The organism is Streptomyces sp. yr375 (assembly GCF_900110755.1).
Lineage (GTDB): Bacteria > Actinomycetota > Actinomycetes > Streptomycetales > Streptomycetaceae > Streptomyces.
In genome coordinates this window covers 15,136-41,588 of record NZ_FOFF01000048.1, presented here as the reverse complement: position 1 = coordinate 41,588, position 26,453 = coordinate 15,136, and the positions used below count along the sequence as shown (strand labels likewise).

The following is a 26,453-nucleotide window of genomic DNA, read 5'->3' as shown; positions in this document are numbered from 1 at the left end:
CCCCGCAGTCCCCACCCCCACCACGACGGCGGCCGCCGACGCGCCCCATAAGGCGCCCCGGCGGCCACATGTCCGTATCGGACTTCGCATCGCGTCAGTGTTCCTGACGTACCGTCAGGAAAGAAGTCCCTAGTCGGAGATCAGGCCCTCGCGCAACTGGGCCAGCGTGCGGGTGAGCAGGCGTGACACGTGCATCTGGGAGATGCCGACCTCCTCGCCGATCTGGGACTGCGTCATGTTGGCGAAGAAGCGCAGCATGATGATGCGGCGCTCGCGCGGCGGCAGCTTGGCCAGCAGCGGCTTCAGGGACTCGCGGTACTCCACGCCCTCCAGCGCCGTGTCCTCGTAGCCGAGGCGGTCGGCCAGGGAGCCTTCGCCGCCGTCGTCCTCAGGTGCCGGGGAGTCCAGCGAGGACGCCGTGTACGCGTTGCCGACCGCGAGGCCGTCGACCACGTCCTCTTCCGACACGCCCAGGACGGCGGCCAGTTCGGCGACCGTCGGGGAGCGGTCCAGCTTCTGGGACAGCTCGTCGCTGGCCTTGGTGAGGGCGAGGCGCAGCTCCTGGAGTCGCCTCGGCACGCGCACCGACCACGACGTGTCGCGGAAGAAGCGCTTGATCTCGCCCACGACCGTCGGCATCGCGAACGTCGGGAACTCCACGCCGCGTTCGCAGTCGAAGCGGTCGATCGCCTTGATCAGGCCGATGGTGCCGACCTGGACGATGTCCTCCATCGGCTCGTTGCGCGAGCGGAAGCGGGCTGCCGCGTAGCGCACGAGGGGGAGGTTGAGCTCGATGAGGGTGTCCCGGACGTACACGCGCTCGGGGCTGTCCTCGGCGAGCGTGGCCAGTCGCAGGAACAGGGAGCGGGACAGGGTGCGGGTGTCGATGGCCCCCGTGGCCGTGGTGAGAGCCGGGGCCTGTGCGGCCTCGGGGGCTGTGACGTCGTCGAGCACGTCGGGCTCTACAGGCACGACGGGCGCGGACTCGCTCTTCGTGAGCATGAGCACCTTCGAGCTGCCCTGATCTGCGGACATGCCACCCCCTTTGGGTCGCGGGACGGGCCGGCGGACATTCCCGCTTGAGGAACGTCAGCCTTCACCTGAATACCGGAGCCGAAGCCCCGGCAAACGCGCTTCCGGCAGAATGTCACATGTCGGCAACACGCTGTAGTGACATGTCGACATGTCAGTGACGAATCAGCCCTGGAAAGAGGGGGTGTGACGGTTTTTCAGCGCAGATCAGCCGGGAAGAACCCTCATGAGTGATTCGCTCCTACAGGTGACAGCTCGCTCGCGCATGCGATCCACGATCGAGCTACGCCTGAAACCGTGTCCCGGCACCTCTGGGCACGCCCCCGGCTCGGCTCACGCCTCGATGCGGTTCGCCGAGCGCAGCCGCTGGAAGCTGCGCGCGAGCAGCCGGGACACGTGCATCTGGGACACGCCGAGTTCCGCGCTGATCTGGGACTGCGTCAGGTTGCTGTAGTAGCGCAGCAGCAGGATGCGCTGTTCGCGCTCCGGGAGTTGGACCAGGAGGTGGCGGACGAGGTCGCGGTGCTCGACGCCGTCCAGCGCCGGGTCCTCGTAGCCGAGGCGGTCCAGCAGGCCCGGCAGTCCGTCGCCCTCCTGGGCGGCTTCCAGGGACGTCGCGTGGTACGACCGTCCGGCCTCGATGCAGGAGAGCACCTCGTCCTCGCCGATGCGCAGCCGCTCGGCGATCTCGGCCGTGGTCGGAGTGCGCCCGAAGGCGGTCGTCAGGTCCTCGGTCGCGCTGTTCACCTGCACCCACAACTCGTGCAACCGGCGCGGTACGTGGACCGTGCGGACGTTGTCGCGGAAGTATCGCTTGATCTCGCCGACGACCGTCGGCATCGCGAACGTCGGGAACTGCACGCCCCGGTCCGGGTCGAAGCGGTCGATGGCGTTGATGAGCCCGATGGTGCCGACCTGGACGACGTCCTCCATCGGCTCGTTGCGGGAGCGGAAACGCCCGGCCGCGTAGCGCACGAGCGGGAGGTTGGCCTCGATGAGCGCCCCGCGCACCCGGTTGTGCTCCGGCGTGCCCGGCTGGAGCTCCTTGAGCTCGCCGAAGAGCAGTTGGGTCAGCGCCCGGGTGTCGGCACCGCGCCGCCGCTCGGGCGCCGGGACGGTTTCCGGGACGACTTCCGAGGCGGCTTCCGGGACGACTTCCGGGACGGTCTCCGCCGCGGCCTGTGGGGCGGTCTGTGTGGCGGCCTCCGGGACGGTTCCCAGAACCGTTCCCAGGACGGTTTCCAGGGCGGGCGCCGAAGCGGGTGCCGGGGGTGCCTCTTGCTGAGGCGGCGCAGTACTGGCCGACACGGTCAACGCCACCTCTTCGTCAGATCACCATCGGTCAACTCATCCGTCAAAAGCGGTCATAGCATCACAAGACATGTGCACTGTGTGCAAGCACCTCATAACCCCGTGTTGAGGGAGAAGTTGGGGCATTGATCCTGGATCGGGACGCGCAAAAGCCCCCCACCGTTCCGGCGGAGGGCTCGGTACTGCCGAGTACCGGCGCGTGGGGCGGCTCAGAACTCGTAGTCGGCGACCACCCAGGTGGCGAACTCCCGCCACAGTGCGACGCCCGCCTGATGGGCCGGGTGCTCGAGATACCGCTTCAGCGCGTCCGCGTCCTCGACCGCCGAGTTGATCGCGAAGTCGTAGGCGATGGGGCGGTCGCTGATGTTCCAGCCCAGCTCCCAGAAGCGCAGTTCGTCGATCTGGCCGCCCAGTGCCCGGAAGGCCGCCTCGCCCCGCACGACCCGCGGATCGTCGCGCCCGACGCCCTCGTTGAGCTTGAAAAGGACCAGATGGCGGATCATGAACACTCCCAGTGCGTACGACGGCCTCGGTGACGGCCCCGCCTAGTGCGCCCCGTCGGCCAGCCAGGTGAAGAAGTCGCCGACGGCCTTGGCGGCGTCCGATATGCCCTGGAAGCCTATCTGGACGTAGTCCGCCGCCTTCGCGGGGTCCGTGATGATCACGTAGAGCACGAAGACCACGAGTACGTAGACGGCGATCTTCTTGGCGTTCACCGCCACCTGGCCTCCCCTGTTGTGCCCACTTGGGCCCCTGTTGCCGGCGGTGAGTGTAACCGCCCGTCCGATTTTCACACTGCTTTTGAACATCGACGGCGCGTTCGTGAACCGATCGGGGGTGCTCGTCCGATGAAGGGATGAAGGCAGCCGCCGGGAGGCGGGCGACGCGGGTGAGAAGGAGAGAAGACGCATGCTGGAGCTACTGCCGACCGCGGTTCCGGTGGTCCTCGTTGCCGTGGTGAACCTGGGGGCGTTGTTCAACTGCGTCCGCACACCCGCCGAGCGCTGCCGCTATCTGCCGAAGCTGCTGTGGGTGCTCTTCATCCTCGGCACCTCGATCGTCGGCGCCCTCGCCTGGCTCTACCTGGGTAAGCGCCCCGAGTCCATCGACTGCGCCGACTACACCGACTCGACCGACTGGGAAGAAGGGTGCGCTCGGCGATCGTCCTCCCTCCCCGGCAAGTTGACCACTCGGTCCGCTTGTGGCTACCGTGCCGACATAGCATGACCATTTGGTCCGTTTTGGTGGGTCGGACTCATCGGGCTCAGGGGGAGCGATATCCATGAAGCGAAGCAGTGCGATCGTTCTGGGCGGCGGAGGTGTGACCGGCATCGCCTGGGAGATCGGTGTGCTGGCCGGTCTGCTGGAGGCGGGCGTGGATCTGGAGGCCGATGCCGTGTTCGGGACCTCGGCCGGTTCCTTCGTCGGCACCGCGCTGGCCGCGGGCGCCGACATCGAACAGCTCTACGCGACCCAGCAGGCGCCCGCCGTCGACGAATCCGTCACCGCGGCGTCCTCCGAGCTGACCGCCGCCTGGGGTGGGGCATTCCTCCAAGGGCGGGGCAATCCCGAACAGGTGGGGGCCGCGTTCGGGGCCGTCGCCCGCCGTTTCACCCCGCAGGTCTCCGTGGAGGAGCGGCGTCGCACCGTGCTGGCGCGGCTCCACACCACGCAGTGGCCGGCGACGCTGCACGTCACCGCGACGGATGCCGACACCGGCGTCCTGACCGCGTTCGACCACACCTGCGGGCACCCGCTGGCCGAGGTCGTCTCGGCCAGCGGCGCGGTCCCGGGCATCTCGCCGATGGTCCTGTTCGGCGGGCGGACATGGATCGACGCCGGGATGGTCTCCGCCGCCAACGCACGACTGGCCGACGGCTACGAACGGGTCCTGGTCATCGCCCCCATGCCCAACGGCCACGGGGGAATACCGTCGGCCCACCAGGACGTGGAAGCCATGCGAGCCACCTCGAGGGTCGAACTGATCACTCCCGACGAGCAGTCCGTCGAGGCCATCGGTCCCAACCCGTACGATCCGGCCCGCCGTGGCCCGGTGGCCGCCGCGGGCCGTACCCAGGGCCGGTCGGCCGCCGCAGCGGTCGCGGACCTCTGGCGCTGAGACACGGTTGTCACAACGGGAGGGGCGGTGGGTGCGGGAGGGGATGAGCGCCTTGGGGCCGCAGGCCGTCGAAGATGATCCCGAGGTAGCGCCGCCACAGGTCGGGTGAGGCGTCCGGCAGGGATTTCACCACGTGGTTCGGCGCGCACATCAGTGCCACGACGTCCGTCCCCGTGATGTCGGGCCGCAGGTCGCCCTGGTCGCGAGCGCGATCCACCAGGGCGTGGATGGTGGCGTACAGCCGCTGCTCGGTCTCGACCACCTCGGCGGCCGGATCCGCGGCGCCGGTCAGGAACGACAGGTCGAGCTGGCGCAGCTCGCGCGCGGCGGTGGTGAGGAACTGCAACAGCGCCGCCCCCGCGTCCGGGGCGTCCAGCAGGCGTTCGCCGACCTCGGTCAGGGCGATGACCTGGTCGACGATGATCGCCGAGATCAGGTCGTCCTTGGTCGGGAAGTGCCGGAAAACCGTGCCCTTGGCGATGCCGGCCCGGCGCGCGATGTCCGCGATCGACACGTCGAAACCCCGCTCGGCGAACTCCTGCGACGCCGCTGTCAGCAACAACTGCCTGTTGCGGGCCGCATCGGCGCGAAGGGGGCGGGTGGCTGTCATGCCGCCACCCTAACAAGTTGACCGCCCGGTCAGGTTAAGTCTGGCGTACAGGGAGAGCGACATCCCTGAAGGCGGTCGTCGCGACCGGCTACGGCCCGCCGGAACGGCTCACGCTGGCGGAGGTGCCGACACCGAGGCCAGGTCCGGTGCAGATCCAGGTCCGAATCTCCGCAGCGTCGCCGAACCCGACCGACATCCGACTGCCGGGCGGCGAGTATCGCGGGCTGCTGGATCTGGAGTTCCCCCACGTTCCCGGCAACGACTTCGCCGGGACGGTCACCGAGGCTGGCCCCGGGGTCACCGGTTTCCGGGCGGGGGACGAGGTGTTCGGCGAAGCGGTACCCGGGCCATGCGCGCGGTACCCCGCGCCACCCGACCCTCGCTGAGCACCGGTTCGCTCGCCGAGTTCACGGTCTTCGAGGCGAACACCCCGCTGCTCGCTCGTCGACCGGCAGGATTGCCGCCGGCGGACCCGGCAGCACTGGCGACCGCCGGCCTGACCGCGCTGGCGATGATGGGGGCAGCCGAGGTGCGGCCGGACGAGACCGTTCTGGTCGTGGGCGCGACCGGCGGGGTCGGCACCGCCGTGGTGCAGGGTGCCCGAAGGAAGGTCCGGCGGCATGCATGAGGTTGGCGAGCTGGCCCTGTCCGGCCGACTGCCCGCGACCATCAGCCGCCGATACCCCCTCGACGAGGGCCTGCAGGCGTACGTGGACCTCGCCCGTACCCACACCACCGGCGAGCTGGTCGTGACCACGTGACCCCGACCGCACGCAAAACACCCCCCTGATCGCGTTTCCGCAGATCAGGAGGGTGTGAGAGCGGTAGCGGAGGGATTTGAACCCTCGGTGACTTGCGCCACACTCGCTTTCGAGGCGAGCTCCTTCGGCCGCTCGGACACGCTACCGAGAGAGACCTTACAACAAGGTGAGCCCCGGTTTGAAATCCGTATACGGAGGGGGGATCAGCGGTCGCGGAAGAAGTCGGTGAGGAGGCCCGCGCACTCCTGCGCGAGGACGCCCTCGACGACCTCGGGGCGGTGGTTGAGGCGTCGGTCGCGGACGACGTCCCAGAGGGAGCCGGCCGCGCCCGCCTTGTCGTCGCGGGCGCCGTAGACGACCCGGTCCACCCGGGACTGTACGAGCGCGCCCGCGCACATCGTGCACGGTTCGAGGGTGACGACGAGCGTGCAGCCGGTCAGCCGCCACTCGCCGAACCGCGCGGCGGCCCGCCGGACGGCGAGGACCTCCGCGTGGGCCGTCGGATCGCCGCCCGCCTCACGTTCGTTGTGGCCGGCGGCGAGGACCGTCGTGCCGTCCGGAGCCAGCACGACGGCGCCGACCGGGACGTCCCCGCCCCGGGCGGCGAGCCGGGCCTCGGCCAGCGCGAGCCGCATCGCGGCCCGCCACCGGTCGCGTACGGGGTCGGGTGTGCCGGCCTCGTCGGGTGCGGTCAGCGGACGGTCTCCAGGACCTCCGAGGCGCCCAGGGCCTCGGCGATCTCGGTGACGGCGTCCTCGGACAGCGACTTCAGTTCCTTCTCGCCGACGCCGAGGTCGTCGAGGATGCGGGGGTCGCCGACCGGGCCGTGCGGCACGGCTTCGGCGGAGCCGCCGCCCGCGGGGCCGACGGAGGCGTCGTCCTCGTCGTCCTCGCCGGTCTCATCGTTCTCGTTCTCACCGTCCTCGGTGCCGTCGAGGTCGAGGGCGTCCAGATCCGTGTCGTCGGAATCCGGGTCCCTTCCGAGCAGTTCGTCGGTGAGCAGGATCTCGCCGTACGAGCTGCGAGCGGCGGCAGCGGCGTCGGAGACGAAGATGCGAGGGTCCTCCTCGCCGTCGAAGCGGACGACTCCGAACCAGGAGTCCTCCTGCTCGATCAGCACGAGCACCGTGTCGTCGTCGGGAGAGGCTTCCCGGGCCAGGTCGGCCAGATCCGACAGGGTTTCCACATCGTCGAGCTCTGTGTCGCTCGCTTCCCACCCGTCTTCGGTGCGCGCGAGCAGTGCGGCGAAGTACACCGTGACTCTCCCACTGGTTTAGGCGTGCCGGTTGGGGATCCCCCCGGCGGAGGTTGCGGGCGGAGCGAGAGCTCGGGCTCCGAGCCCCACCCACTCGGAATCGTGGCAGAAACAAGGCGTTCAGGGGACGTCTTCGGCTCCCTGTGTCCGGTGGTTTTGATCGCACGCCCGTGAGCTCGTCCCTGAGTACGTCCGTGCGACTCACCGGCACACCCGTTGCCGCCACCAGCGGATCGTACGCGGCTTTCCCACGCGCCCACGCACGCCCACCCCCCGGGATACCCGTGACGGTGGCGATCTTCCCCGTATGCCCCACGTGTGCCCCCCGTCCGCCCCGCTCGCGCCCCAAGTCTCTTACGGGATACGGCTACCAGCGGAATGTGCGCATGCGCATCGCGTGACGCAGGCGGGCCGTCTTCGCGCGGCGCGGCTGGACCCGGTCGCGCAGTTCGCGGGCCTCGGCCAGCTCGCGCAGGAACCGGGCGCGGCGTCGCCGGCGCTCGGCGTCGGACTCGGGTGGTCGTGGCCCGTCCGGCGGACCGTCCGGTGGTCCGTCCGGTGCCCCGGATGCTTTCGACGCGTCCGGCGCGTCGCGGTCGGGCGGGTCCGGCAGGTCCGGCGAGTCGGGCAGCTCAGGCATCAGCACACCACCCCGGGTACCCCGGTCCGTCTCGATCCCTTTCTCCCACTTTCCCTCCGATGGGTGGTTTGCCGCCAGCGAACGCCAGAAGCAGAGGGGAGAGGTTCGCTGTGTGTGGGGACGCCGGGTGGGTTCGGCCCGGTTAGTGTTGTGGACATGCGTCTCCACGTCGTCGACCACCCTCTGGTCGCTCACAAGCTCACCACGCTGCGCGACCAGCGCACGGACTCCGCGACCTTCCGCCGGCTGGCCGACGAACTGGTCACCCTGCTCGCCTACGAGGCCACGCGGGACGTGCGCACCGAGCAGGTCGACATCAAGACGCCGGTCGCCCCGACCACCGGCGTCAAGCTCTCCTACCCGCGCCCGCTGGTGGTGCCGATCCTGCGCGCGGGCCTCGGCATGCTGGACGGCATGGTCCGGCTGCTGCCGACCGCCGAGGTGGGCTTCCTGGGCATGATCCGCAACGAGGAGACGCTCGAGGCGTCCACGTACGCCACGCGGATGCCGGAGGACCTCTCCAACCGTCAGGTGTACGTCCTGGACCCGATGCTGGCCACCGGCGGCACGCTGGTCGCCGCGATCCGCGAGCTGATCCGGCGCGGCGCGGACGACGTGACGGCCGTGGTGCTGCTCGCCGCCCCGGAGGGCGTGGAGCTGATGGAGCGCGAGCTCGCGGGCGCGCCGGTGACCGTCGTCACGGCGGCCGTCGACGACCACCTCAACGAGCAGGGTTACATCGTCCCGGGCCTGGGCGACGCGGGCGACCGGCTGTACGGCGCGGCCGAGTAACGGGGAGTCGCCCAGGTGAGAAGGCCTGCTAGCAGGCCTTCTTCGGGTGGCTGCCCGTCGTCGGCTTGGGTGCGGTCAGGGCCGTGAGGGCCTTGGTCGCGTCCGCCTGGCTGGTCAGTGCCTTGAAGCCGGTGCCGATGATCAGGTCGACGGCCGGACCGGTGCGCGCGGCGTCCGTGCGGCGCTCGGCGGCGGCGAGCTGGGTGGCGAGGACCGGCAGCGAGGTGTTCAGGGAGGCCGCGGGGCCGAGCAGTATCCCGGTGCCGGCGACCTTCTTGTCGTACTGCTTGCTGGCGTTGCCCACCTCGCCGATCTTGAAGCCGCGTCTCCTCAGCTCGTCCGCGGTGGTCTTGGCGAGACCGCTGCGGGTCGTGGCGTTGAAGACGTTCACGGTGATCTGCGCGGGCTTGGGCACCCCGCCGACACTCGCACCGGCACCAGCACCAGTGCTCGCACCCGTGGCTGCGGGCGAGGGGCTCGCCTTGGTGCCGTTCGTGGCCTTGGTCGCGTTGGTCGCGTTGGTCGCCTTGCCGGTCTTCGTCGTCTTGTCGGCGTTCGTCGAGCAGTCGGCACCGGCGGCCGTGGCCGTCCCTCCGCCGCCCGTGAAGACGTCGATGAGCTGCAGGGTGCCCCAGCCCGCCACGCCGAGCACGGCGCCGCAGGCCACGACCACGACGCCCAGCCTGCCGCGTCGCCGATGGGGGCGCATGCGGGGGAACTTGTCCCCCGTGATCCGGTATTTACCGCCCATGCCGGGGGGAGTCAGCATGCTCATGGGCGCAGCGTAGTGCGCCCGGGACGCCGTGACTAATAAACGATCATCCGACGCCGTACGGGCACGCGGAAAGAACCCGAACGGGTCAATCCGACGGGTATCCGACGAGCGTCAGACCGGCGGCCGACGGGTGAACCGCTGCCCGCGGCACGGTCTGAGGCGGGGTCAGTCCAGCTCGAGCACGCGCGCGTGGAGCACCTGTCGCTGCTGGAGCGCCGCTCGCACCGCCCGGTGCAGCCCGTCCTCCAGATACAGGTCGCCCTGCCACTTCACGACGTGCGCGAAGAGGTCGCCGTAGAACGTCGAGTCCTCCGCGAGCAGGGTTTCCAGGTCGAGCTGCTGCTTGGTGGTCACGAGCTGATCGAGGCGGACCGGGCGCGGCGCGACGTCCGCCCACTGCCGGGTGCTTTCCCGGCCGTGGTCGGGGTACGGCCGGCCGTTTCCGATGCGCTTGAAGATCACACGGAAAGCCTACCGGTCCCGACGTTCCGGGCGCAGCCATGGAGACGGAGTGCGACGCTGGAAAAGACGTGATGAACAGGGGTAAAACGGAAGGAGCGGCCGCCGATGACCGAGTCGCCGAGCGCCGTCGGCACCGCTGTCGGCATCGCCGCCGGGTACGCCTTCACCGGCCCCGCCCTCGACCTGGGCGCCCTGCTGTGGGACGGAACGTGTCTGCCCGACGCCCCGGTCCGCATCCCGCTCCCCGTGCTGAACCGGCATGGCCTGGTCGCGGGCGCGACCGGCACCGGTAAGACCAAGACGCTCCAGTTGATCGCCGAGCAGCTCTCGGCGCAGGGCGTGCCCGTCTTCCTCGCGGACGTGAAGGGCGACCTGTCCGGGGTGTCGGCCCCCGGGGTGGCGAACGACCGGGTGCGGGGGCGGGCGGCGGAAGTCGGCCAGAAATGGACGGCGACGGGTTTCCCTGCGGAGTTCTACGCCCTCGGCGGCCTCGGCCACGGCATCCCGCTGCGGGCCACGATCACCAGCTTCGGTCCGGTGCTGCTGTCCAAGGTGCTCCAGCTCAACCGGACCCAGGAGCAGTCCCTCGGCCTGATCTTCCACTACGCGGACACCAAGGGCCTGGAGCTGCTCGACCTCAAGGATCTGAGGTCCGTCGTCGCCTTCCTCACCTCCGACGAGGGGAAGGCGGAGCTGAAGAACATCGGCGGCCTGTCGACGGCGACGGCCGGGGTGATCCTGCGCTCGCTGACCGCCTTCGAGGCGCAGGGCATGGCGGACTTCTTCGGCGAGCCGGAGTTCGACACGGCCGAGTTCCTGCGTACGGCACCTGACGGGCGGGGGGTCGTGTCGGTCCTGGAGCTGTCCGCCGTCCAGGACAAGCCGCAGCTCTTCTCGACGTTCCTGATGTGGCTGCTGGCCGACCTCTTCCACGATCTGCCCGAGGTCGGCGACGTCGACAAGCCGAAGCTCGTCTTCTTCTTCGACGAGGCGCACCTGCTGTTCAACGACGCGTCGAAGGCGTTTCTGGACTCCATCACGCAGACCGTGCGGCTGATTCGCTCGAAAGCGGTAGGCGTGTTCTTCGTCACGCAGACGCCCAAGGACGTGCCCGGAGACGTCCTCGCCCAGCTCGGCAACCGCGTCCAGCACGCCCTGCGGGCCTTCACGCCGGACGACCAGAAGGCGCTGAAGGCCACGGTGAAGACGTTCCCGAACTCCGCCTACGACCTGGAGGAACTGCTCACCGGGCTCGGCACCGGCGAGGCCGTCGTCACGGTCCTCAGCGAGCAGGGCGCTCCGACCCCGGTCGCGGCGACCAGGCTGCGCGCCCCCGAGTCCCTGATGGGCCCGATCGACGGCCCGGCGCTCGACAGCGCCGTACAGGCGTCCCCGCTGTACGGGCGGTATGCACAGGCTGTGGACAGAGAATCGGCGTTCGAGAAACTTGCCGCCAGGCCCACGCCCCAGCCTGCGAAGCAGGCACCTCGGCAGCCTGAGGGGACCAAGGCACCGGGGGAGCCCGGCGAAGGGCGATCCGTCGTCCAACAGGTCGTCGGCAGCGGCATGTTCAAGTCTCTCGCCCGTTCCGTCGGGACGCAGATCGGCCGGGAGATCACCCGTTCGCTGTTCGGTACGGCACGGCGGAGGCGGTAGCCCGGCGGGTGTCCGCCGGGTGCCGCCTCCGCCGACCGGTCAGCGGTCCCGCTTCTCCTGGGGCACCTGCGGACTCGGTTCCTGCACCTGCGGTTTCGGTGTGTTGCGGACGGCCTCCGCGCGCAGCAGGGCGCGCAGGACGGCGTACGGGTCGGTGGGCATGGCTGTGCTCCTCGCGTCGTACTGACTGGCCTCGGGGACGGGACCGGTCAGCAGCGCAGGACCACGGTGCGCAGGATGTGCAGGGCGTACGACGGGCTCGGCGGCGTGCGGAGCGGCGGGGCCGCCGGGACGCCGGGCGCGGGGGTCGGGAGCGGCGCGGGGCGCAGGGGTGCGGCGGGACGGTGGGCGCAGGGGGCGGGGCGCAGCACCGGCTCGACGACGTCGTACTCGGCGAATTCGGCGGCGGCGGCGACCGGCTTCGCTGAGACCTCGGCGGGTGCGCCCGGTACCAGCAGGGCGAGGAGCACGACGAGCACCCGCAGCCAGGCGCGGCTGCGGGAGTGTCTGCGTGCGGTGCTGCCCATGGCAGGTCATCTGCCCGCGACACGCCCGTCGTTCAGCACGCGGGACGCGAGAATCACCTGTTCGGAGCAGCGGCCGAGGCGCTCAGCCCTTGGCGGCCTTCGCCGCCTTCGCCGCCGCCTTCATCTCCTGTTTGTGGGCGCGCACCTTCGTCAGGGACTCCGGGCCGGTGATGTCGGCGACCGAGCGGAAGGACTTCGGTTCGCCGTAGAGTCCTGCGGCCTCGCGCCAGCCGGTGGGGCGTACGCCGAGCTGCTTGCCCAGCAGGGCCAGGAAGATCTGGGCCTTCTGCTTGCCGAAGCCGGGCAGGTCCTCCAGGCGTTTGAGCAGCTCCTTGCCGGTGCTCACGCCGGTCCAGACGGCGTCGGCGTCACCGTCGTAGTGCTCGACGAGGTACTGGCAGAGCTGCTGGACGCGCTTGGCCATGGAGCCGGGGTAGCGGTGCACGGCCGGTTTCTCGGAGAGGAGCGCGGCGAAGGCCTCCGGGTCCTGGGCGGCGATGACGTGCGCGTCGAGGTCGTCGGCGGCGAGGCGGTCGGCGATCGTGCGGGGGCCCTTGAACGCCCACTCCATCGGAACCTGCTGGTCCAGCAGCATCCCGACCAGCGCGGCGAGCGGGGAGCGGCCGAGGAGTTCGTCGGCCTCGGGGTCCTGGGAGAGGTGCAGGGTGACGTCCATGCGTCGATGATCCCGCCTGCGCCGTCGCCTCGCGCGCCGCGCCCCCCGGGTTCCACTCCACTCCGCTCTCAGCTTGCGCGCCAGTACCCCAGTGCGTGCAGGCGGTCCTTGGGGACGGCGAGTTCCTTGCGCAGGTAGGACGTCAGGGTCCGGGTGGTGAGGGTGTCGCAGGCGATCCAGACGTACGGGTCGGGGGTGGCCGTCAGGAGGGCGGGGAGTTCCGCCTTCACGCGTGCGACGAGGTGGGCGCCCGCGTCGCGGCGCGGCACGTGCCGTATCTCGTGGCGGGCGGGGTCGGTCCGGAAGGGGAGTCCGGCCGTGCCGTCGGGGGAGCCCTCGAACCAGACGGTCGCCGGGGCGGAGCCGAGCGCGCCCTCGTCCGGGCCGAGCAGGGAGTTGATGGCGGGCAGGGAGGCCGGGTCGCCGATCACGAGGACGTGGGAGGGGGCCGGGGCGGGCCGTTCGAAGCCGGTGCCCTGGACGGTCGCCTCGATGGTGTCGCCGGGCTGCGCGGCCCGTGCCCAGTCGCTGGCCGCGCCCTCGTGCAGGGCGAACTCCAGGCTGAAGGCGCCGGCCGCCGGGTCGGGGTCGACCAGCGTGTAGGCCCGCTGGTGCGGCTTGCCCGCGTTGTCGAACCAGAGCCGGACCCAGATCGTCGGGTGGACGCCGGTGGCGGCGAGCAGCCCGCCGTCGGTGAGGTGCAGCCTGCGGTAGTCGCCGGTGACCTCCTCCACCCCCGTGACGGTGAGTGTGAAGTCCTTCGCGCGCATCAACTTGAGGACCGCGCCCTCCCAGCCCCGCCCCTGCGCCATGACTCTTCACCCCTTGTGTACGATTCCGGCACAACTTACTTAGGTAAGGCTAACCTAAAGCAGAGCTGGGGTGCAGGGTGACCGCTGAGATCTACCGTGACGCGTGGGGCGTTCCGCATCTGCGAGCCGACAGCGCCCGCGCGCTCGCCCGCCTCCAGGGACTGGTCACCGCCCGCGACCGCGCCTGGCAACTGGAGGTCGAACGGCACCGCGCGCAAGGCACCTCGGCGTCCTTCCTCGGCCCCGAAGCCCTCCCCTGGGACCGTTTCGTACGCCGCGCCCGCCTCGACGACACCGCGAGACGCTGCTTCGACCGTCTGGAGAGACGGGACCCGGAGACGGCGGACTGGGTACGGGCATACGTCGACGGCGTCAACGAGGGCCTGGCGGAAGCGAGATGCGCGGGCCGGGCTTCCGAGCAGGCCGCGGGCCGGGCTTCCGAGCAGGCCGCGGGCCGGGCTTCCGAGCAGGCCGCGGGCCGGGCTTCCGAGCAGGCCGCGGGCCGGGCTTCCGAGCAAGCCGCGGGCCGGGCTTCCGAGCAAGCCGCGGGCCGGGCTTCCGAGCAAGCCGCGGGCCGAGTTCCCGATCCAGCGTCAGGGCAAACCCCGAGCCAGGCCCCGAGCCAAACTCCCGCCCAAGCCCCCGATCCAGCCTCAGGCCAAGCCCCCGATCCAGCCTCAGGGCAAACCCCGAGCCAGGCCCCGAGCCAGGCCCCGAGCCGAACTCCCCGCCAGGCCCCGAGTCAGGCCCCTCGCCAAGCCCCGAGCCAAACCCTCAGCCAGACCCCGAGCCAAGCCCCCGAGTTCGCGCGGGTCGGGCTGGTGCCCGGGGGTTGGGAGGCGTGGACTCCGCTTGCCGTCTGGCTGGCCACGCACATCCTGTTCGCCGGGTTTCCCGCCAAGCTGTGGCGCGAGGAGGCCGCGCGTCGGCTCGGTCCCGAGGCGGTCGGACTGTTCGCCGCCGACGGACCCGGCACCTCTGGCAGCAACGGCTGGCTGGTGAGCGGCGCCCGGACGGTCACCGGGCAGCCGGTCATCGCGGGCGACCCGCACCGCTTCATCGAGGACCCCGGCGTCTACCAGCAGATCCGCCTCGCCTGCGACGAGTTCGACGTCGTCGGCCTCGCCGTCCCCGGTGTCCCCGGCATCGCGCACTTCGGCCACACCGGCACGGTCGCCTGGGCCATCACCAACGCCATGGCCGACTACCAGGACCTCTACCGCGAACGGCTGCGCCGCACCGGCGCGGGCGTGGAGGCCCTCGGCCCCGACGGCACCTGGCGACGGGTCGCCCGGCACACCGAACTCGTACGCGTCGCCGGGGAGGAGACCTCCGAGGTCGAGGTACTGGAGACCGAGCGCGGGCCGGTGATCGCCGGTGGCCCGGAGGGTCTCGACGACGGCACCCCGGACGAGGACGACGGCATCCCGCTCGCGCTGAGCCTGCGCTATCCGCCCCGCGTCACCGCCGATCTGGGGTTCGGCGCGTTGCTGCCCCTGCTCCGCGCCCGCCGGGTCGCCGACGTGGACCGGGCCCTCGACCTGTGGGCCGAGCCCGTCAACGTCGTCCAGGCCGCCGACACCGAGGGCGGCCTGCTGCACCGGGTCGCGGGCCGGGTGCCGCTGCGCGCGGCGGCCAACGGCACCCGGCTGGTGCCCGCCTGGGAACCCGGCCACGAGTGGACCGGCTGGCACGAGACGCCCCGCGCGGGACTGACCGACGGCGTCGCCGTGATGGCCAACCAGCGTGGCCTGTCAGGGGAGTTGGGCGTCGAGTTCGCCCCGCCGCACCGCGCCGACCGGATCGGGGCGCTGCTGGCCGAGAAGCGCGCCTGGACCGCGTCCGACATGCCGGCCCTCCACATGGACACGTATCTCGCCTCCGCAGCCCCCCTGTTGGACCACCTGACCGCCCTCGACGACCTCGGCGACCTGACCACACCGGCCGCCGCACTCCGGGACCGCCTCCTGCGCTGGGACCGCCGTATGGACGCCGACAGCCGGGACGCGGCCGGGTTCGCCGCCCTGCGCAGCGCCCTCGTCCGCCGCCTCGCCGCGCACCCGGCGTTCGCCTCCCTGACGACCCCGCCCGCCTACCCGGAGGTCTTCCGCCCCTGGCTTGCGCTCCTCCCGCGCGTCGGCTTCGCCCTCGAACACCTGCTGCGCGCCGAGGAGTTGTACGGGATCGACCGGCCGGCCCTAGTCCGGGAGGCCCTGGAAGAGGCCGCCGGACAGCCGCAGTCCTCGCGGCAGCAATCGGCGCAGCCCTCGCAGCAGCGCTGGGGCGACACTCACCGCCTCGCGCCCTGGCGGGCCCTGCCCGACGCCTCCGACCAGGCGGGCCCGGCCCTCTCCGGCGACCACGACTGCGTGCTGTGCACATCGGCCGTGCCCGGCTGGACCGACCTGGCCGCGCGCGGCCCGGCCGCCCGTTACGTGTGGGACCTGGCCCGCCGCGAGGACAGCCGGTGGGTCGTCCCGTACGGGGCGTCCGGCCTGCCGGGCCACCCCCACCACCACGACCAGCTCCCCCTGTGGCTCAAGGGCGAACTGGCCCCGGTCGTCACCGACTGGGCCCACCTGACGAAGGAGAGCGACGATGACTGACCCCTACACGCAGAGCGCCCACCCGTACCCCTACGTGCACGAGCAGGTGGCCGACGGCTTCGGCACCGTCGGCATCCGCCGCCTCGACGCCGAGGGCGACGCCGACGTCGTCCACGGCTGGGTGAGCGAGGAACGGGCCGCGTTCTGGGGCATGAACGGCCTGACGCGGGACCAAGTCGCCGAGATCTACGCCCACATGGACACCCTGGACACCCATCACGCTTTCCTCGCCGAGCTGGACGGCGTCCCGGCCGCCCTCTTCCAGCTCTACGAGCCGACCGAGGACCGGGTCGGCGAGGTCTACGAGGTCCAGCCCGGCGACATCGGCGTGCACCTGCTCATCGCGCCGGCCGGCGCGGGCGGCGCGCGGCCCGGCTGGTCGGCGGTGATCATGGGCGCGTTCACCTCGTACGTGATGATCGGTCTGGACCGGCGGCGGGCCGTGGTGGACCCGGACGTGCGCAACGAGAAGGCCATCACCCGGTTCCTGCGACAGGGCTTCGAGGCGGGACCGGTCGTCACGCTCCCGGAGATCGACCTGCCGGACGTGTACCTGCCCGCGAAGCGGGCCCAGCTCGCCTTCCTGAGGCGGGAGGTAGCGTTCCCCGGGTGACTCCCCCGCTCACCCCTGACATCACCCCCGAAGACCTCGTCGCCCACTACGGGTTGGAACCGATCCCCCGCGAGGGCGGCCTGTTCCGCCGTACGTGGGCGGGTCCCGAGGGGCCGGACGGCCGCCCCGCCGGCACGGCGATCGTCGCGCTGGTCACCGTCGGCGACCACTCGGCGCTGCACCGGCTGCCCACCGACGAGGTCTGGCACTTCTACCTCGGCGACCCGCTCGACCTGCTGCTCCTCGCCCCCGACGGCACCTCCCGCACGGCCGTCCTGGGCCCGGACGTCCTCGGCGGACAGCACCCGCAACTCACCGTGCCCGCCGGCACCTGGATGGGCGCGCGGGTGGTCGCCGGGGGAGCCTGGACCTTCTTCGGCTGCACGATGGCCCCCGGCTTCACCTACGGGGACTACGAACACGGCGACGCGGCCGTCCTGACGGCGCGTTATCCGGACCGCGCGCCCCTGATCACGGAACTGTGCCGACCATGACGAGTTCGACGGCGTTGCTGGCGGGCCAGGTGGCCCTGATCACGGGTGCGGGCGGCGGGATCGGGCGCGGTATCGCGCTGCGGTTCGCCGAGGAGGGCGCGGCGGTGGCGCTGCACTGCCGTACGGCGGTCGCGGCGACTCAGGCGCTGGCGCGGGAGATCGGCGAGCGGGCCGTCGTCCTGCCGGGCGCGGATCTGACCGTCGAGGAGGAGTGCAGGCGGCTGGTCGCCGAAGCCGCCGAGTGGGGCGCGCGGTGGGGTGATCGGCGAGACGGTGGCCGGTTGACGGCGCTCGTCAACAACGCGGGCGTGCAGCCGGTGCAGCCGTTGCCCGGGATGGCGGCGGCGGACTGGCGGGCGGTCGTGGACACCAACCTGACCAGCGTGTTCGCCTGCACGCAGGCCGCGGTGGAGGTGATGCGCGAGCACGGCGGGACCATCACCCACATCGCCTCCGTCGAGGCGGGGATGCCCGCCCCCGGCCACGCCCACTACTCCGCGGCCAAGGCGGCGGTCGTGATGCACGCGCGGGCAGCGGCGCAGGAGTACGGACCGTTCGGCATCCGCGTGAACACCGTCTCGCCGGGGCTGATCGACCGGCCGGGGCTGGCCGAGGCCTGGCCGGAGGGGGTACGGCGGTGGCGGGACGCGGTCGCGGTCGACCGGCTCGGCCGCCCCGAGGACGTCGGCGACGCCTGCGTGTTCCTGGCCTCGCCGCTCGCGTCCTGGATCACCGGGCACGACCTGGTGGTCGACGGCGGGGTGTCGGCCCGCCCGACGTGGTGAGCTACGTGAACCCGATGAACCCGATGCCCTGTGCATGCGTACGTATCCCTGAGCACGCGAGTACTCGAGTCTCGACCAGTACGGAGCGGTTGACGTGAGCGAAAGGCACGAAGGCGGACGGCACGGCGGTGAGCGAGCGGGCCGCAGACGGCTTCAAGGGCTGGTGCTGCTGGGCACCGTGCTGCTCCTGCTGCTCCTCGGCGGCGGACCGGCCTCCGCGCACGCGGCCCTTCGCGGTGCCGACCCCGCCGACGGAAGCGTCGTCAAGACGGCCCCCGGCTCCATCACCCTCACCTTCACCGAGTCGGTAGGCCTGCTCGACGACTCCTTCCGCGTCTTCGACCCCGACAACCAGCGGGTGAAGACGGGCAAGGCGGGCCACGCGGACGACCGCGCCGACACCGCGCGCGTCACCCTGCCCGGCAAGCTCGGCACCGGCACGTTCACCGTGGCCTGGCGCGTGGTGTCGGCGGACAGCCACCCGATCGCGGGCGCCTTCACCTTCTCCGTGGGCGAACCCTCCGCGACCCCGCCGCCGCTGCCCAGCACCTCCGTGGAGGACCCGGCCACCAGCGGCCTGTTCAACATCGGCCGCTACGTCGCCTACCTCGCCGCGGCACTGCTCATCGGCACCGCCGCCTTCGTCGCCGTCTGCCGTCCGCCGGACGTCCGGCCGCTACGACGCCTGCTGCTCGCCGGCTGGTGGGCGCTCGCCGGATCGACGGTGTTCCTGCTCCTGCTCCGCGCCCCCTACGAGACCGGGTCCGGCCCGGCGCAGGCCCTCGACCCGTCCGGCCTGACCCGCACCCTGGGCACCCGGCCGGGTCTGGCCCTGGTGGCGCGCCTCGCGCTGCTGGCGGCGGTCGCGGTCCTGCTCCTGCGGCAGCGCAGGCTTGCGGAGCAGCCGAACGGGGAACGGCCGTCGCGCCCGGTGCTTGTGACCGGCGCCGCGCTGGCGGTGGGCCTGGCCCTGACCTGGGCCGCCGCCGAACACGCCTCGGCCGGCATCCAGGTCCCGGCCGCGATGACGTCCGCGGTGCTGCACCTGCTGGCCATGGCGGTGTGGCTGGGCGGACTGACGGCGCTGCTCACCCTGCTCTACCGCGCGTCCGTCCCGTCCCACGTGGTCACCGGCTTCTCCCGGCTGGCCGGCCTGTCGGTGACGGTCCTGGTGGTGACCGGCGTCTACCAGTCCTGGCGCGGCCTTGGCTCCCTGTCCGCGCTGACGGACACGACGTACGGCCGGATCCTGCTCGCCAAAGTCGCCGTCGTGACCCTGCTGCTGGCGGCGGGCGCACGGTCCCGCCAGACGGTGACGACGGTTACGGCGTCGGCGACGGCGTCGGCGACAAGGAAGGCAAGGGAAAGGGAAAGGACGGAGGGGAACGTGACGACCGAGGCGACCGAGATGACTGAGGCGACCGGGACGACGGAGGCGCTGAAGGTGGAGTCCACGAAGGTGGAGGCGCGGGTTCCGGAGACGGTGGGCGCACCGGCGGCCGGTTCGGCCGGTTCGGCCGGTTCGGGACTGCCCGACAAGACCGACAAGACCGACAAGACCGAGTCGCCCGCCAAGCGGCCCACGCCCCTCACCCCGGCCGAGGACGCCCACCGCCGGGCGCTGCGGCGGTCGGTGCTGGCCGAGGTCGCCGTCTCCGTCGTCGTACTCGTGCTGACGACCGTGCTGACCGGCACGCTCCCGGGCCGGGCGGCGGCCGAGGCGGCGACGGCGGAGCAGTCGGCCGGGCTGCCCGTGGCGTCGGTGACCAACATCCCCTTCGAGATCGGCGCCCCCGACGTCGGCACCGTCCGCGGCAAGGTGCAGGTCACCCTCGACCCGGGCCGGGTCGGCGACAACAGCCTCCAGGCCGTGGTCTACGGGCCCGACGGCGGCTTCGTCAGCGTCCCCGAACTGCGCCTCTCCTTCAGCCTCCCCGCCCAGAAGATCGGCCCCATCGACGCCAAGGTCACCGACCGGGGCGGCTACTGGGCCGCCGACGCCGTCAACCTGCCCATCCCCGGCACCTGGGAGATGAAGGCGACGGTGCGGGTGTCGGAGATCGACCAGGTGAGCGAGACGAGGACGGTACGGATCGAGCGCTGAGGCCCGGCCCCGCCTCGTATTGACCGGAGCCGGTCAGTGGGCCGGGTCCGGTGGTGTGGCGTGTCGGGCGGCGAGGGCCAGCTCCGCTTCCTCCAGTCGGCGTGAGCAGCGGGCGTCCGGGTCGTAGGCGACGGCCGTGCTGACGCTGGTGCAGAACACGTGCGCGTCGCGCGTGATCCGGCTCGTGAGCCGGAAGGACGAGCGGCGCAGGTCGCCGATGGTGGTGGTGATGGTGACCGGCTCGGGCTGCAGCACGAGCGGTTCCGTGTAGTCGAGTTCGTGGCGGGCGTAGACGAACCGGGGGCGGATCTCCTGCCCGGGGAGCCCGGAGCGCAGGTAGAACATCTCGATGTGGGCGTCCTGGATCATCTCCAGCAGCCGGGCGTTGTTCACGTGCTGCATGGAGTCCAGGTCGCTCATGCGCACCTGGCGGAGATAGAGGTGCGGGCGACAGTTCGCGGGGCGGGCTGCGGGGATGCCGGTCGGCAGGGCGTGGGTCAACATGTGTCAGTAACTCCTAGGAACAGCGGGGGTTCCGGTCTCCCGGGCCGGTGTTCGGTGCGGGGACCACTGGGCGGCGGCGGAAACCGGCGTTGCGGGCGGGTCCGGGACGCCGGTCCGGGACGCCGGTCCGGGACTACGGGTCGGGTGACGGTCCGGAACTACGGGTGGGGAAGGGCCTGTTCGATCAGGTCGGCGGCGGCGCCCGCCCCGCCCGCCGCCACGATCTCGCGGCGCATGGCGGACACGCCCGCGCGGATCTCCCGGTCGGACGAGACCCGCAGGACGGCCTCGCGCAGCGCCTCGGGGGTGACGGTCTCGCGCGGCAGATGGACCCCGATCCGGAGCTGTTCGATCCGGGCGGCGTTGACCCGCTGCTCGGCCATCTGCGGCACCGCCACCAGCGGTACGCCGTAGTACAGGGCCTCCATCGTGCCGCCCATCCCGGCGTGCGTGACGAAGGCGTTCGCGTGGGCCAGCACGGCCAGTTGGGGCACGTGCGCGTGCACCTCCACGTTGCCGGGGAGCGGCCCGAGCAGCTCGGGCGGGACGGCGTGGCCGACGGACATGACCACATGCCAGGGCAGCTCCGCGAAGGCCTGGACGCAGGACCGGTAGAACTCCGGCCGCCGGGTGAACTGCGAGCCCAGCGACACCAGCAGCACCGGCAGATCCGGCCGCGGCGGCTGCCACGACCCCTGGTAGGAGCGGTCCGCGAGCGCGGGCCCGACGTACGCGACGCGCCGCGCCTCGACGGTGTCCGCCCGGCGCTGGAAGGCGCGCGGGAAGAACGCGACGGCGTGCTCGGGCCGCACCAGCTCGTGGATCCGCGCGGCGTCGACCCCGTGCTCCGCGAAGGCCGCCGCCAGCTCGCCGAAGCCCTGGACCTGCGGCAGACCGGGCACGCCGAAGAACTCGGGGACGATGCCGTCGTAGGCGAGGTGCGTCGGCGACGCCACGACGGTCGGCACCTGCCAGCGCGCGCCCAGCAGCAGCCCGGCGAAGCCGTAGATGTCGCACACCACCAGGTCCGGACGGTCGCCGCCGTCGCCGCTGTCGTATGCCTGGCTCAGCGCGGGCAGGGACGCCAGCGCCACCCGGACGACCCGCGCGAACCCCTCGCCCATGTCCTCCGGCGCGTCCGAGCCGTCCCCCGGGTCCGGGTAGAGCACGGGCTCGGCGCCGGCCGCCTTCACCTGGTGCGCGAAGTCCTCGGTGACGGCGTAACTGACCCGGTGACCGCGTCGTACGAGTTCCTCGACGACCCCCAGCGTTGGATTCACGTGCCCGTGCATCGGAACGTTGAAGACGGCGATGTGCGCGGGATTCGGACGAGTACCAGGCACGACACGCAACTCCTGACCGGCACCGAGCCGGGGCGGGGACGGAAGGACGCGCGTCCGGACGGCGGAAAGGACGGCAGACGCGGAGTCCCGATTAAAGGCGCTCCGACGCGGTTCGGGACCCCAAACCTGCTGCAGTGTCACTCCATCAGGGAGCCCGCACGGCCGCGCGTTGACCCCTGAGAGGGCGGTGGGACGTGACCGCCGGTCGGGATCGGCCGTTGGGAGTACAGGACGTCGTCGTCCTCAGCCCATGACAGGAGCAGTCTCATGCCCGGATCGCATCTGCCCTTGATGGAGGAGGGGATGGCCCGCTGGCCGTTCGGCCCGCCGAACGCCGGGATCGCCCTGGACTTCGTAGGAGCCCCGCCCGCGCTGGACGAACTGCGGGCGCTGGTCGAGGAACGCTGGAAGGCGCTGCCCCGCCTCACCCAGACCCTCGTCGCGCCCGGCGCGGCCCGCCCGGGCGGCCTGGCCTGGTGGACCGGCCGGCACCGCTGGGCGCGGCGGGACGGCCACGACCTCGCCCAGCAGGTCGACAGCGCGGACGCCACCCTCCGGGACGCGGTCCGGCAGTGGTTCCACACCCCGTTCCCCGCGGGCCGCCCGCCGTGGAGCCTGCACCTCCTGCGCGGCGCGACGGAGTGCGAGTTCTCCCTCCTCTTCCGGATGCACCACAGCCTGCTCGACGGCCGCTCTTTGACGACCCTCCTGCGCGCCCTCTTCGACGACGGCGGCCCGCTGGACGGCCCCGCCTCCCTGGCCGTACCCGGCCCCCGCCGCCGCACGGCCCGCCTCGACAGCACGGTGGCGGGCGGCCCGCCGGGCCTGCTGACCGCCGGCCGCGCGGTGCCCCTGCCGCACCAGGGCGCACGCGAGCCCGCGTACACGGTCGTACGCCTACGCACCGACGTCCTACGAGCCGCCCGCCAAGCCGTCCACACGGCAGGAACGGGCGAGGCGGGCGCGCCCCGCCCGGCGACCACCAACGAGGTGTTCCTGGCAACGGTCTCCGGAGTACTCCGCTCCTGCCTGGGCACTGACGGGATGGACTCTGGATCGCAACAGGTCTGGCTGTCCGTCCCGGTCGACGAACGCCCGGACGACTGCGGGGAGTTCCTGGGCAACGCGTTCGCGAACGTCCGCGTCCCCGCGCCGGTGACGCTGTCCGACCCGGCGGCCCGGCTGACCGCGTGCACCGGCCTGCTCACCACCGTCACCCGCCCCCGGCGCACCGCCGAGAAGCTGGTCGAAGGCACCCTCGCGGCGGTTCCCGGGGCGACGCTGGCCCTGGCCGGCGGAAAGATCTTCGCGCCCGCGTACGCCCCGGCGGCCTGCTCCTACGTCCATCTGCGCGAGCACGGCCAGACCCTGGCCGGACGGCCACTGCGCCACCTCACCATCGTCCCGATGGTCCCCCCGGCCGACACGGCCACCTTCGCCCTGGGCGGCTGCGCCCAGGGCCACACACTCAGCGTCGCCACCAACTCGGGCAACCAGGACGCCGCACTCCTCGCGGAGACGTTCCTGGACGAACTGAAACTCCTGGCGGACGGCGCTGGCTGACCGGAGACGGAGGCGACGAAGAGGGGGGCCGCCGACACCGAAGCGCCGACGGCCCCCTCCGCATGGCTCAACACACCGGACCAGGCCGAGCGGTACACCGGTTACCCGGTGACGTCGACGCCGTTCCCGTACCTGACCCAGGCAGGCTCCTGGACATCCGGTGCGTAGTGCTCCGGCTTGCCGCGTTCGGACGGTGACGGTGGCGGAAGGTTCCTTCGCGGGGTCTCGACCGGCTCGGCGTCCGCAGCGAGTTCACCGCGGGCGCGACGCCGGCCCGCCCGCGCCCGCGGGTGGTAGCGGCGGTCGTGCGGGACGAGCCTGAAGACGGCGCTGATCGCCTGACAGATCCGGCGATGCCGCCGGGCGTCGCGCCGCGACCAGGCGAAGCCGAGCAGGACGCGGACCTCCCGGTCGTACAGCCCGATCGTGAACCACACGAAGCTCCGCCCGATCAACGCACCGACCGGGCGCCACATCACCTCCGCCAGCCATGGCAGAAACGGCGGCCTCGCGAGGCCGGCGGTGTCGAGGACGTCCCGGGTGGCCTTGTTGTCCTCCAGCACCTCCGCGCACATGCGTTTCCCGTAGCGCTGGAAGTCCTCCCAGCTCTCCGGCACCGGCCGCATGCTCATGCCGTACATCCGGTACCACCGCACATGCTCGTCGAACAGCCGCCGCTTCTCCGCCACACCGATGCCGCCGCCGCCCGTGAACCGCTCGGCGATCAGGATCGTGCTGACGAAGAACGTGGCGTGCGCCCAGTAGAAGGTCTCAGGATCCAGCGCGTGGTACTTCCGGCCCCGGGCGCCGACGCCCTTTATCCGGTCGTGGTAGCCGCGCACTTCGAGCGCGGTCCGATGCGCGCGCGGGCCGTCGTACACGACTCCGCTGATCGGATAGAGCGACCGCAACAACCGCTGCCAGCGCTCCTCGAAAAACCGCGAGTGCCGCTCGACCCCCGCATCCAGCCCGGGGTGCATGTTCTCGACGCCCCCGACACAGGCGACTTCTCGCCCGTGCGAGTCGCGTTGGACGAATCGGCCGTGACCGCGCTCGAACTCCATCCACCCGAACTGGCCAACTACCTGCGCAACTCCTGCAAGACAGGGTTGGGCACCCGGCTGCTGCTGCCGCCCGTACGCGGCTCAGTCGGTCACGAGGAAGAGGCTCAGGGCCAGCAAGGCAAGTCCTGCCACGGCGATGACGCCGCCGAGGTACTTGAAGAACCCGGGGCCGACGCTGTCGGTGTCCGCGAGGCTCAGATCGCCGGTGCGCTGGCCCCGCAGCTCCAGCGCGGCCCGCCGGCGCGCCAGCGTCGCGTCAACGGCGCCGCGCAGGTTGAAGGCCCACCTTGCCCCGATGCAGATCGCTGCGGCCCCCAGGGCTGCGAGAAAGATCAGGACTCCGGTCGGGTCGGATGAGGGCGCGGCCGATGAGATGGCGATCATGAGCATGACGTGCAGCATCGCGGGCGGCTGAACCAGATGCCACCGCCACTGCATGCCACCCCACATGCGACCGCATGCCGGAACCCGAGACAGGGGTGCATGCGACGCAACCAGCACCGCAACCACGGGAGTTCACGCGCTCATGACCTGTGCCAAGCGCCGAGCAGTTCCTCGGGGCCGTATGCCGCCTGGAGTCCGGAGCAACTGACCCCGTTGCGCGAGACTGCCACGAGCGGTACCGGCTCGTCGGTGATTGCCGCCCGGTGCTTCTGCAGTGCGGCCAGGTCGTGGCTGTCGAACGGGGAGTTCTCCAGCCACTTGACCGAGCCGAGGAAGAGCAACTGCTTGGCCACCGGCTGCCGGTCGGCGCCCACCAGGTCGATTTCGACGTCGTTGCTGCGGGTCCAGTAACCGCCGATCGCCGGGGCGGCGGGCAGGAGCCCGTCCGGCAGGAGACGGGCGAGGGATTCCCGGACCAGCGGTTCGATCGCGCGGCCGCGCCAGCTCGTCCACCGCTCCGTGATCCGGCTGAGAGTGAGATCTCCTCGCATCCGCTCGATCTCCGCCATGTGCGGATCCAGAAACGCGAGCCAGAACCGCAGATAGGGGTCTGCCACTCGGTAGCGGCGCTCCTTCGAGGGCCGCAGGGAGAGGGGCAGTTCGGCCGCCACCACCCGCTTCTCGGTCAGGACGTCCGTGGCTCGGGTGAGAGTGGTGTGGGCGATGCCGCCGGCGGCGCGCGCGATGTTGGTGAAGGTCCGCTCCCCGGACCCGATGGCCCGCAGGACTTCCCTGCTCATCGCCTGCGGTGGGAACTCCGCGGCCAGCGAGCGCTCGGCCGAGACCAGTAGCGCCGAGATCGGGTTGTCCAGCGAGTCGCGGAGGAACTCCCGGACATCCGCTCCGGGCCGCCACTCCGCGCAGATCAGCGGGAGACCGCCGGTGATCAGGGCGGCGTCGAACGCGGCCGCCGGTGACAGGCCGAGCATCTCGCCGATGTCGGCCGGGTTCAGCGGCCCCACGACCATTTCCCGGCCCCGCTGATGGAAGGGGCGGTCGTAGCTGTTCAGCGCCTCCATCATCGACAGGTCGGATCCGACCAGGAGGAGCAGCACGGGCTTACGGCTGAGCAGCCGGTCCCAGGCCCGTTGCAACATCCCCTCGAACGCGTCGATACGGTCCATGAGGTACGGCACCTCGTCGATGACGACCACACTCGGACTGTCGTCGGGCAGGACCTCCGCAAGCAGCCTGAACGCCGCGTTCCACTGCGCCGGGGCCTCCTCCGAGAACAGTCCCCGCTCCGGGAGGGTGGATCGGGCGACGGCGTCGAGCAACTCCGTCAGCTCGTCCTCCGCCGTCCCGCCCGCCGCGGTGAAGAAGAGGTACGGCGTCTCGGTACGTCGGAGGAATTCCTCGACGAGGCTGGACTTGCCGACCCGCCGCCGTCCGCGCATGAGGATGCACCGGCCTGGTTTCGCCGACCCGGCGCCGTCATGAACCGCCTGCAAGGCGTTGCCGAGCACGTCCAGCTCGCGATCCCGCCCGATGAAGCGACGCATGGC

The 26,453-nt window shown here is 71.6% G+C and carries 32 protein-coding genes and 1 tRNA gene; 13 read left to right on the top strand and 20 right to left on the bottom strand.

Annotated elements, in window-relative coordinates; genetic code table 11:
• Positions 1–129: 129 nt before the first annotated feature.
• From BMZ82_RS32325 to BMZ82_RS41025, 4 genes are all read right to left on the bottom strand, one after another.
• Positions 130–1,035 carry an RNA polymerase sigma factor SigF gene (locus tag BMZ82_RS32325; protein ID WP_093780954.1) on the bottom strand — a complete coding sequence of 302 codons (906 nt, stop codon included), beginning with the start codon at positions 1,033–1,035 and terminating at the stop codon, positions 130–132.
• Between the two features lie 330 nt (positions 1,036–1,365).
• Positions 1,366–2,340: an RNA polymerase sigma factor SigF gene (locus BMZ82_RS32320; RefSeq protein WP_256252235.1), complete on the bottom strand. Its 975-nt coding sequence runs from the start codon at positions 2,338–2,340 to the stop codon at positions 1,366–1,368.
• Positions 2,341–2,552: 212 nt separating this feature from the next.
• Entirely contained in the window at positions 2,553–2,846 is a 294-nt protein-coding gene (locus BMZ82_RS32315) for a Dabb family protein (protein WP_093780979.1), read from the bottom strand.
• 42 nt (positions 2,847–2,888) lie between these two features.
• On the bottom strand, positions 2,889–3,065 hold the full coding sequence (locus tag BMZ82_RS41025) for a hypothetical protein (protein WP_093780952.1): 177 nt from the start codon (positions 3,063–3,065) through the stop codon (positions 2,889–2,891).
• Positions 3,066–3,252: 187 nt separating this feature from the next.
• Here BMZ82_RS41025 and BMZ82_RS32305 point away from each other — a divergent pair, with 187 nt between their 5' ends.
• Both BMZ82_RS32305 and BMZ82_RS32300 read left to right on the top strand, forming a co-directional pair.
• Positions 3,253–3,570 carry a PLD nuclease N-terminal domain-containing protein gene (locus tag BMZ82_RS32305; protein ID WP_093780951.1) on the top strand — a complete coding sequence of 106 codons (318 nt, stop codon included), beginning with the start codon at positions 3,253–3,255 and terminating at the stop codon, positions 3,568–3,570.
• 55 nt (positions 3,571–3,625) lie between these two features.
• Positions 3,626–4,462 carry a patatin-like phospholipase family protein gene (locus BMZ82_RS32300; protein ID WP_093780950.1) on the top strand — a complete coding sequence of 279 codons (837 nt, stop codon included), beginning with the start codon at positions 3,626–3,628 and terminating at the stop codon, positions 4,460–4,462.
• A 10-nt stretch (positions 4,463–4,472) separates the two neighbouring features.
• Here BMZ82_RS32300 and BMZ82_RS32295 read toward each other — a convergent pair whose 3' ends face one another.
• On the bottom strand, positions 4,473–5,072 hold the full coding sequence (locus tag BMZ82_RS32295) for a TetR/AcrR family transcriptional regulator (protein WP_093780949.1): 600 nt from the start codon (positions 5,070–5,072) through the stop codon (positions 4,473–4,475).
• 122 nt (positions 5,073–5,194) lie between these two features.
• Between BMZ82_RS32295 and BMZ82_RS42875 the strand changes: the two genes are divergently transcribed.
• Genes BMZ82_RS42875 through BMZ82_RS41400 form a run of 3 tightly spaced genes read left to right on the top strand, consistent with a single transcriptional unit; the run spans position 5,195 to position 5,833 of the window.
• A complete protein-coding gene (locus tag BMZ82_RS42875) occupies positions 5,195–5,458 on the top strand; it encodes an alcohol dehydrogenase catalytic domain-containing protein (protein WP_218159076.1) in 264 nt (87 codons plus the stop codon).
• Complete coding sequence (locus tag BMZ82_RS41405; protein ID WP_218159075.1) at positions 5,422–5,700, top strand: hypothetical protein; 279 nt, start codon at positions 5,422–5,424, stop codon at positions 5,698–5,700. Before BMZ82_RS42875 ends, BMZ82_RS41405 begins: the two co-directional genes overlap by 37 nt.
• Positions 5,693–5,833: a hypothetical protein gene (locus BMZ82_RS41400; protein WP_218159074.1), complete on the top strand. Its 141-nt coding sequence runs from the start codon at positions 5,693–5,695 to the stop codon at positions 5,831–5,833. The genes BMZ82_RS41405 and BMZ82_RS41400 overlap by 8 nt, the downstream gene beginning before the upstream one ends.
• A gap of 61 nt (positions 5,834–5,894) precedes the next feature.
• Here BMZ82_RS41400 and BMZ82_RS32285 read toward each other — a convergent pair.
• From BMZ82_RS32285 to BMZ82_RS32270, 4 genes are all read right to left on the bottom strand, one after another.
• Positions 5,895–5,979, bottom strand: a tRNA-Ser gene (locus BMZ82_RS32285).
• Between the two features lie 57 nt (positions 5,980–6,036).
• Positions 6,037–6,468 (bottom strand): tRNA adenosine(34) deaminase TadA, encoded by a 432-nt coding sequence (tadA, locus tag BMZ82_RS32280; RefSeq protein ID WP_093780948.1) that lies wholly within the window; start codon positions 6,466–6,468, stop codon positions 6,037–6,039.
• Between the two features lie 56 nt (positions 6,469–6,524).
• On the bottom strand, positions 6,525–7,088 hold the full coding sequence (locus BMZ82_RS32275) for a tRNA adenosine deaminase-associated protein (RefSeq protein ID WP_093780947.1): 564 nt from the start codon (positions 7,086–7,088) through the stop codon (positions 6,525–6,527).
• Positions 7,089–7,455: 367 nt separating this feature from the next.
• Positions 7,456–7,728, bottom strand: coding sequence for a hypothetical protein (locus BMZ82_RS32270; RefSeq protein WP_093780978.1), 273 nt, complete (start codon positions 7,726–7,728; stop codon positions 7,456–7,458).
• A gap of 156 nt (positions 7,729–7,884) precedes the next feature.
• On the opposite strand from BMZ82_RS32270, the gene upp reads away from it, so the two are divergent.
• The gene (gene upp, locus BMZ82_RS32265) at positions 7,885–8,520 is read left to right on the top strand and encodes a uracil phosphoribosyltransferase (protein ID WP_093780977.1); all 636 of its coding nucleotides are present in this window, start codon (positions 7,885–7,887) and stop codon (positions 8,518–8,520) included.
• A gap of 28 nt (positions 8,521–8,548) precedes the next feature.
• Here upp and BMZ82_RS32260 read toward each other — a convergent pair whose 3' ends face one another.
• Positions 8,549–9,271, bottom strand: coding sequence for a LytR C-terminal domain-containing protein (locus tag BMZ82_RS32260; RefSeq protein WP_093780946.1), 723 nt, complete (start codon positions 9,269–9,271; stop codon positions 8,549–8,551).
• Between the two features lie 189 nt (positions 9,272–9,460).
• Complete coding sequence (locus BMZ82_RS32255) at positions 9,461–9,757, bottom strand: type II toxin-antitoxin system VapB family antitoxin (RefSeq protein ID WP_004943146.1); 297 nt, start codon at positions 9,755–9,757, stop codon at positions 9,461–9,463.
• Between the two features lie 105 nt (positions 9,758–9,862).
• On the opposite strand from BMZ82_RS32255, the gene BMZ82_RS32250 reads away from it, so the two are divergent.
• Positions 9,863–11,413: a helicase HerA-like domain-containing protein gene (locus tag BMZ82_RS32250; RefSeq protein WP_093780945.1), complete on the top strand. Its 1,551-nt coding sequence runs from the start codon at positions 9,863–9,865 to the stop codon at positions 11,411–11,413.
• Positions 11,414–11,452: 39 nt separating this feature from the next.
• Here BMZ82_RS32250 and BMZ82_RS42205 read toward each other — a convergent pair whose 3' ends face one another.
• From BMZ82_RS42205 to BMZ82_RS32235, 4 genes are all read right to left on the bottom strand, one after another.
• Positions 11,453–11,575: a hypothetical protein gene (locus BMZ82_RS42205; protein WP_256252234.1), complete on the bottom strand. Its 123-nt coding sequence runs from the start codon at positions 11,573–11,575 to the stop codon at positions 11,453–11,455.
• Positions 11,576–11,622: 47 nt separating this feature from the next.
• A complete protein-coding gene (locus BMZ82_RS40400; RefSeq protein ID WP_143098944.1) occupies positions 11,623–11,940 on the bottom strand; it encodes a hypothetical protein in 318 nt (105 codons plus the stop codon).
• A gap of 82 nt (positions 11,941–12,022) precedes the next feature.
• Positions 12,023–12,616 (bottom strand): HhH-GPD-type base excision DNA repair protein, encoded by a 594-nt coding sequence (locus tag BMZ82_RS32240; RefSeq protein ID WP_093780944.1) that lies wholly within the window; start codon positions 12,614–12,616, stop codon positions 12,023–12,025.
• Between the two features lie 68 nt (positions 12,617–12,684).
• The gene (locus tag BMZ82_RS32235) at positions 12,685–13,428 is read right to left on the bottom strand and encodes a siderophore-interacting protein (RefSeq protein WP_093780943.1); all 744 of its coding nucleotides are present in this window, start codon (positions 13,426–13,428) and stop codon (positions 12,685–12,687) included.
• 77 nt (positions 13,429–13,505) lie between these two features.
• Between BMZ82_RS32235 and BMZ82_RS32230 the strand changes: the two genes are divergently transcribed.
• The 5 genes from BMZ82_RS32230 (at position 13,506) to BMZ82_RS32210 (ending at position 20,030) form a co-directional block, all read left to right on the top strand.
• Positions 13,506–16,034 carry a penicillin acylase family protein gene (locus tag BMZ82_RS32230; RefSeq protein WP_177244768.1) on the top strand — a complete coding sequence of 843 codons (2,529 nt, stop codon included), beginning with the start codon at positions 13,506–13,508 and terminating at the stop codon, positions 16,032–16,034.
• A complete protein-coding gene (locus BMZ82_RS32225) occupies positions 16,027–16,647 on the top strand; it encodes a GNAT family N-acetyltransferase (protein WP_093780941.1) in 621 nt (206 codons plus the stop codon). Before BMZ82_RS32230 ends, BMZ82_RS32225 begins: the two co-directional genes overlap by 8 nt.
• Positions 16,644–17,141: a cupin domain-containing protein gene (locus BMZ82_RS32220; RefSeq protein ID WP_093780940.1), complete on the top strand. Its 498-nt coding sequence runs from the start codon at positions 16,644–16,646 to the stop codon at positions 17,139–17,141. Before BMZ82_RS32225 ends, BMZ82_RS32220 begins: the two co-directional genes overlap by 4 nt.
• Positions 17,138–17,926 carry an SDR family NAD(P)-dependent oxidoreductase gene (locus BMZ82_RS32215; RefSeq protein WP_093780939.1) on the top strand — a complete coding sequence of 263 codons (789 nt, stop codon included), beginning with the start codon at positions 17,138–17,140 and terminating at the stop codon, positions 17,924–17,926. The genes BMZ82_RS32220 and BMZ82_RS32215 overlap by 4 nt, the downstream gene beginning before the upstream one ends.
• Positions 17,927–18,089: 163 nt before the next feature.
• Positions 18,090–20,030: a copper resistance CopC/CopD family protein gene (locus BMZ82_RS32210; protein WP_093780938.1), complete on the top strand. Its 1,941-nt coding sequence runs from the start codon at positions 18,090–18,092 to the stop codon at positions 20,028–20,030.
• A gap of 33 nt (positions 20,031–20,063) precedes the next feature.
• Here BMZ82_RS32210 and BMZ82_RS32205 read toward each other — a convergent pair whose 3' ends face one another.
• Both BMZ82_RS32205 and BMZ82_RS32200 read right to left on the bottom strand, forming a co-directional pair.
• The gene (locus BMZ82_RS32205; RefSeq protein ID WP_093780937.1) at positions 20,064–20,534 is read right to left on the bottom strand and encodes an acyl-CoA thioesterase; all 471 of its coding nucleotides are present in this window, start codon (positions 20,532–20,534) and stop codon (positions 20,064–20,066) included.
• 158 nt (positions 20,535–20,692) lie between these two features.
• Positions 20,693–21,886 (bottom strand): macrolide family glycosyltransferase, encoded by a 1,194-nt coding sequence (locus BMZ82_RS32200; protein WP_256252233.1) that lies wholly within the window; start codon positions 21,884–21,886, stop codon positions 20,693–20,695.
• A gap of 258 nt (positions 21,887–22,144) precedes the next feature.
• On the opposite strand from BMZ82_RS32200, the gene BMZ82_RS32195 reads away from it, so the two are divergent.
• Positions 22,145–23,440 (top strand): wax ester/triacylglycerol synthase domain-containing protein, encoded by a 1,296-nt coding sequence (locus tag BMZ82_RS32195; RefSeq protein WP_093780936.1) that lies wholly within the window; start codon positions 22,145–22,147, stop codon positions 23,438–23,440.
• Between the two features lie 101 nt (positions 23,441–23,541).
• On the opposite strand, the gene BMZ82_RS32190 is transcribed toward BMZ82_RS32195, so the two are convergent.
• The 3 genes from BMZ82_RS32190 to BMZ82_RS32180 all read right to left on the bottom strand — a co-directional run bounded on the left by BMZ82_RS32190 (position 23,542) and on the right by BMZ82_RS32180 (position 26,450).
• Positions 23,542–24,420: an oxygenase MpaB family protein gene (locus tag BMZ82_RS32190; protein ID WP_256252232.1), complete on the bottom strand. Its 879-nt coding sequence runs from the start codon at positions 24,418–24,420 to the stop codon at positions 23,542–23,544.
• 165 nt (positions 24,421–24,585) lie between these two features.
• Positions 24,586–24,894: a hypothetical protein gene (locus BMZ82_RS32185; RefSeq protein WP_143098943.1), complete on the bottom strand. Its 309-nt coding sequence runs from the start codon at positions 24,892–24,894 to the stop codon at positions 24,586–24,588.
• A 134-nt stretch (positions 24,895–25,028) separates the two neighbouring features.
• On the bottom strand, positions 25,029–26,450 hold the full coding sequence (locus BMZ82_RS32180) for an ATP-binding protein (RefSeq protein ID WP_093780933.1): 1,422 nt from the start codon (positions 26,448–26,450) through the stop codon (positions 25,029–25,031).
• Positions 26,451–26,453 lie beyond the last annotated feature (3 nt).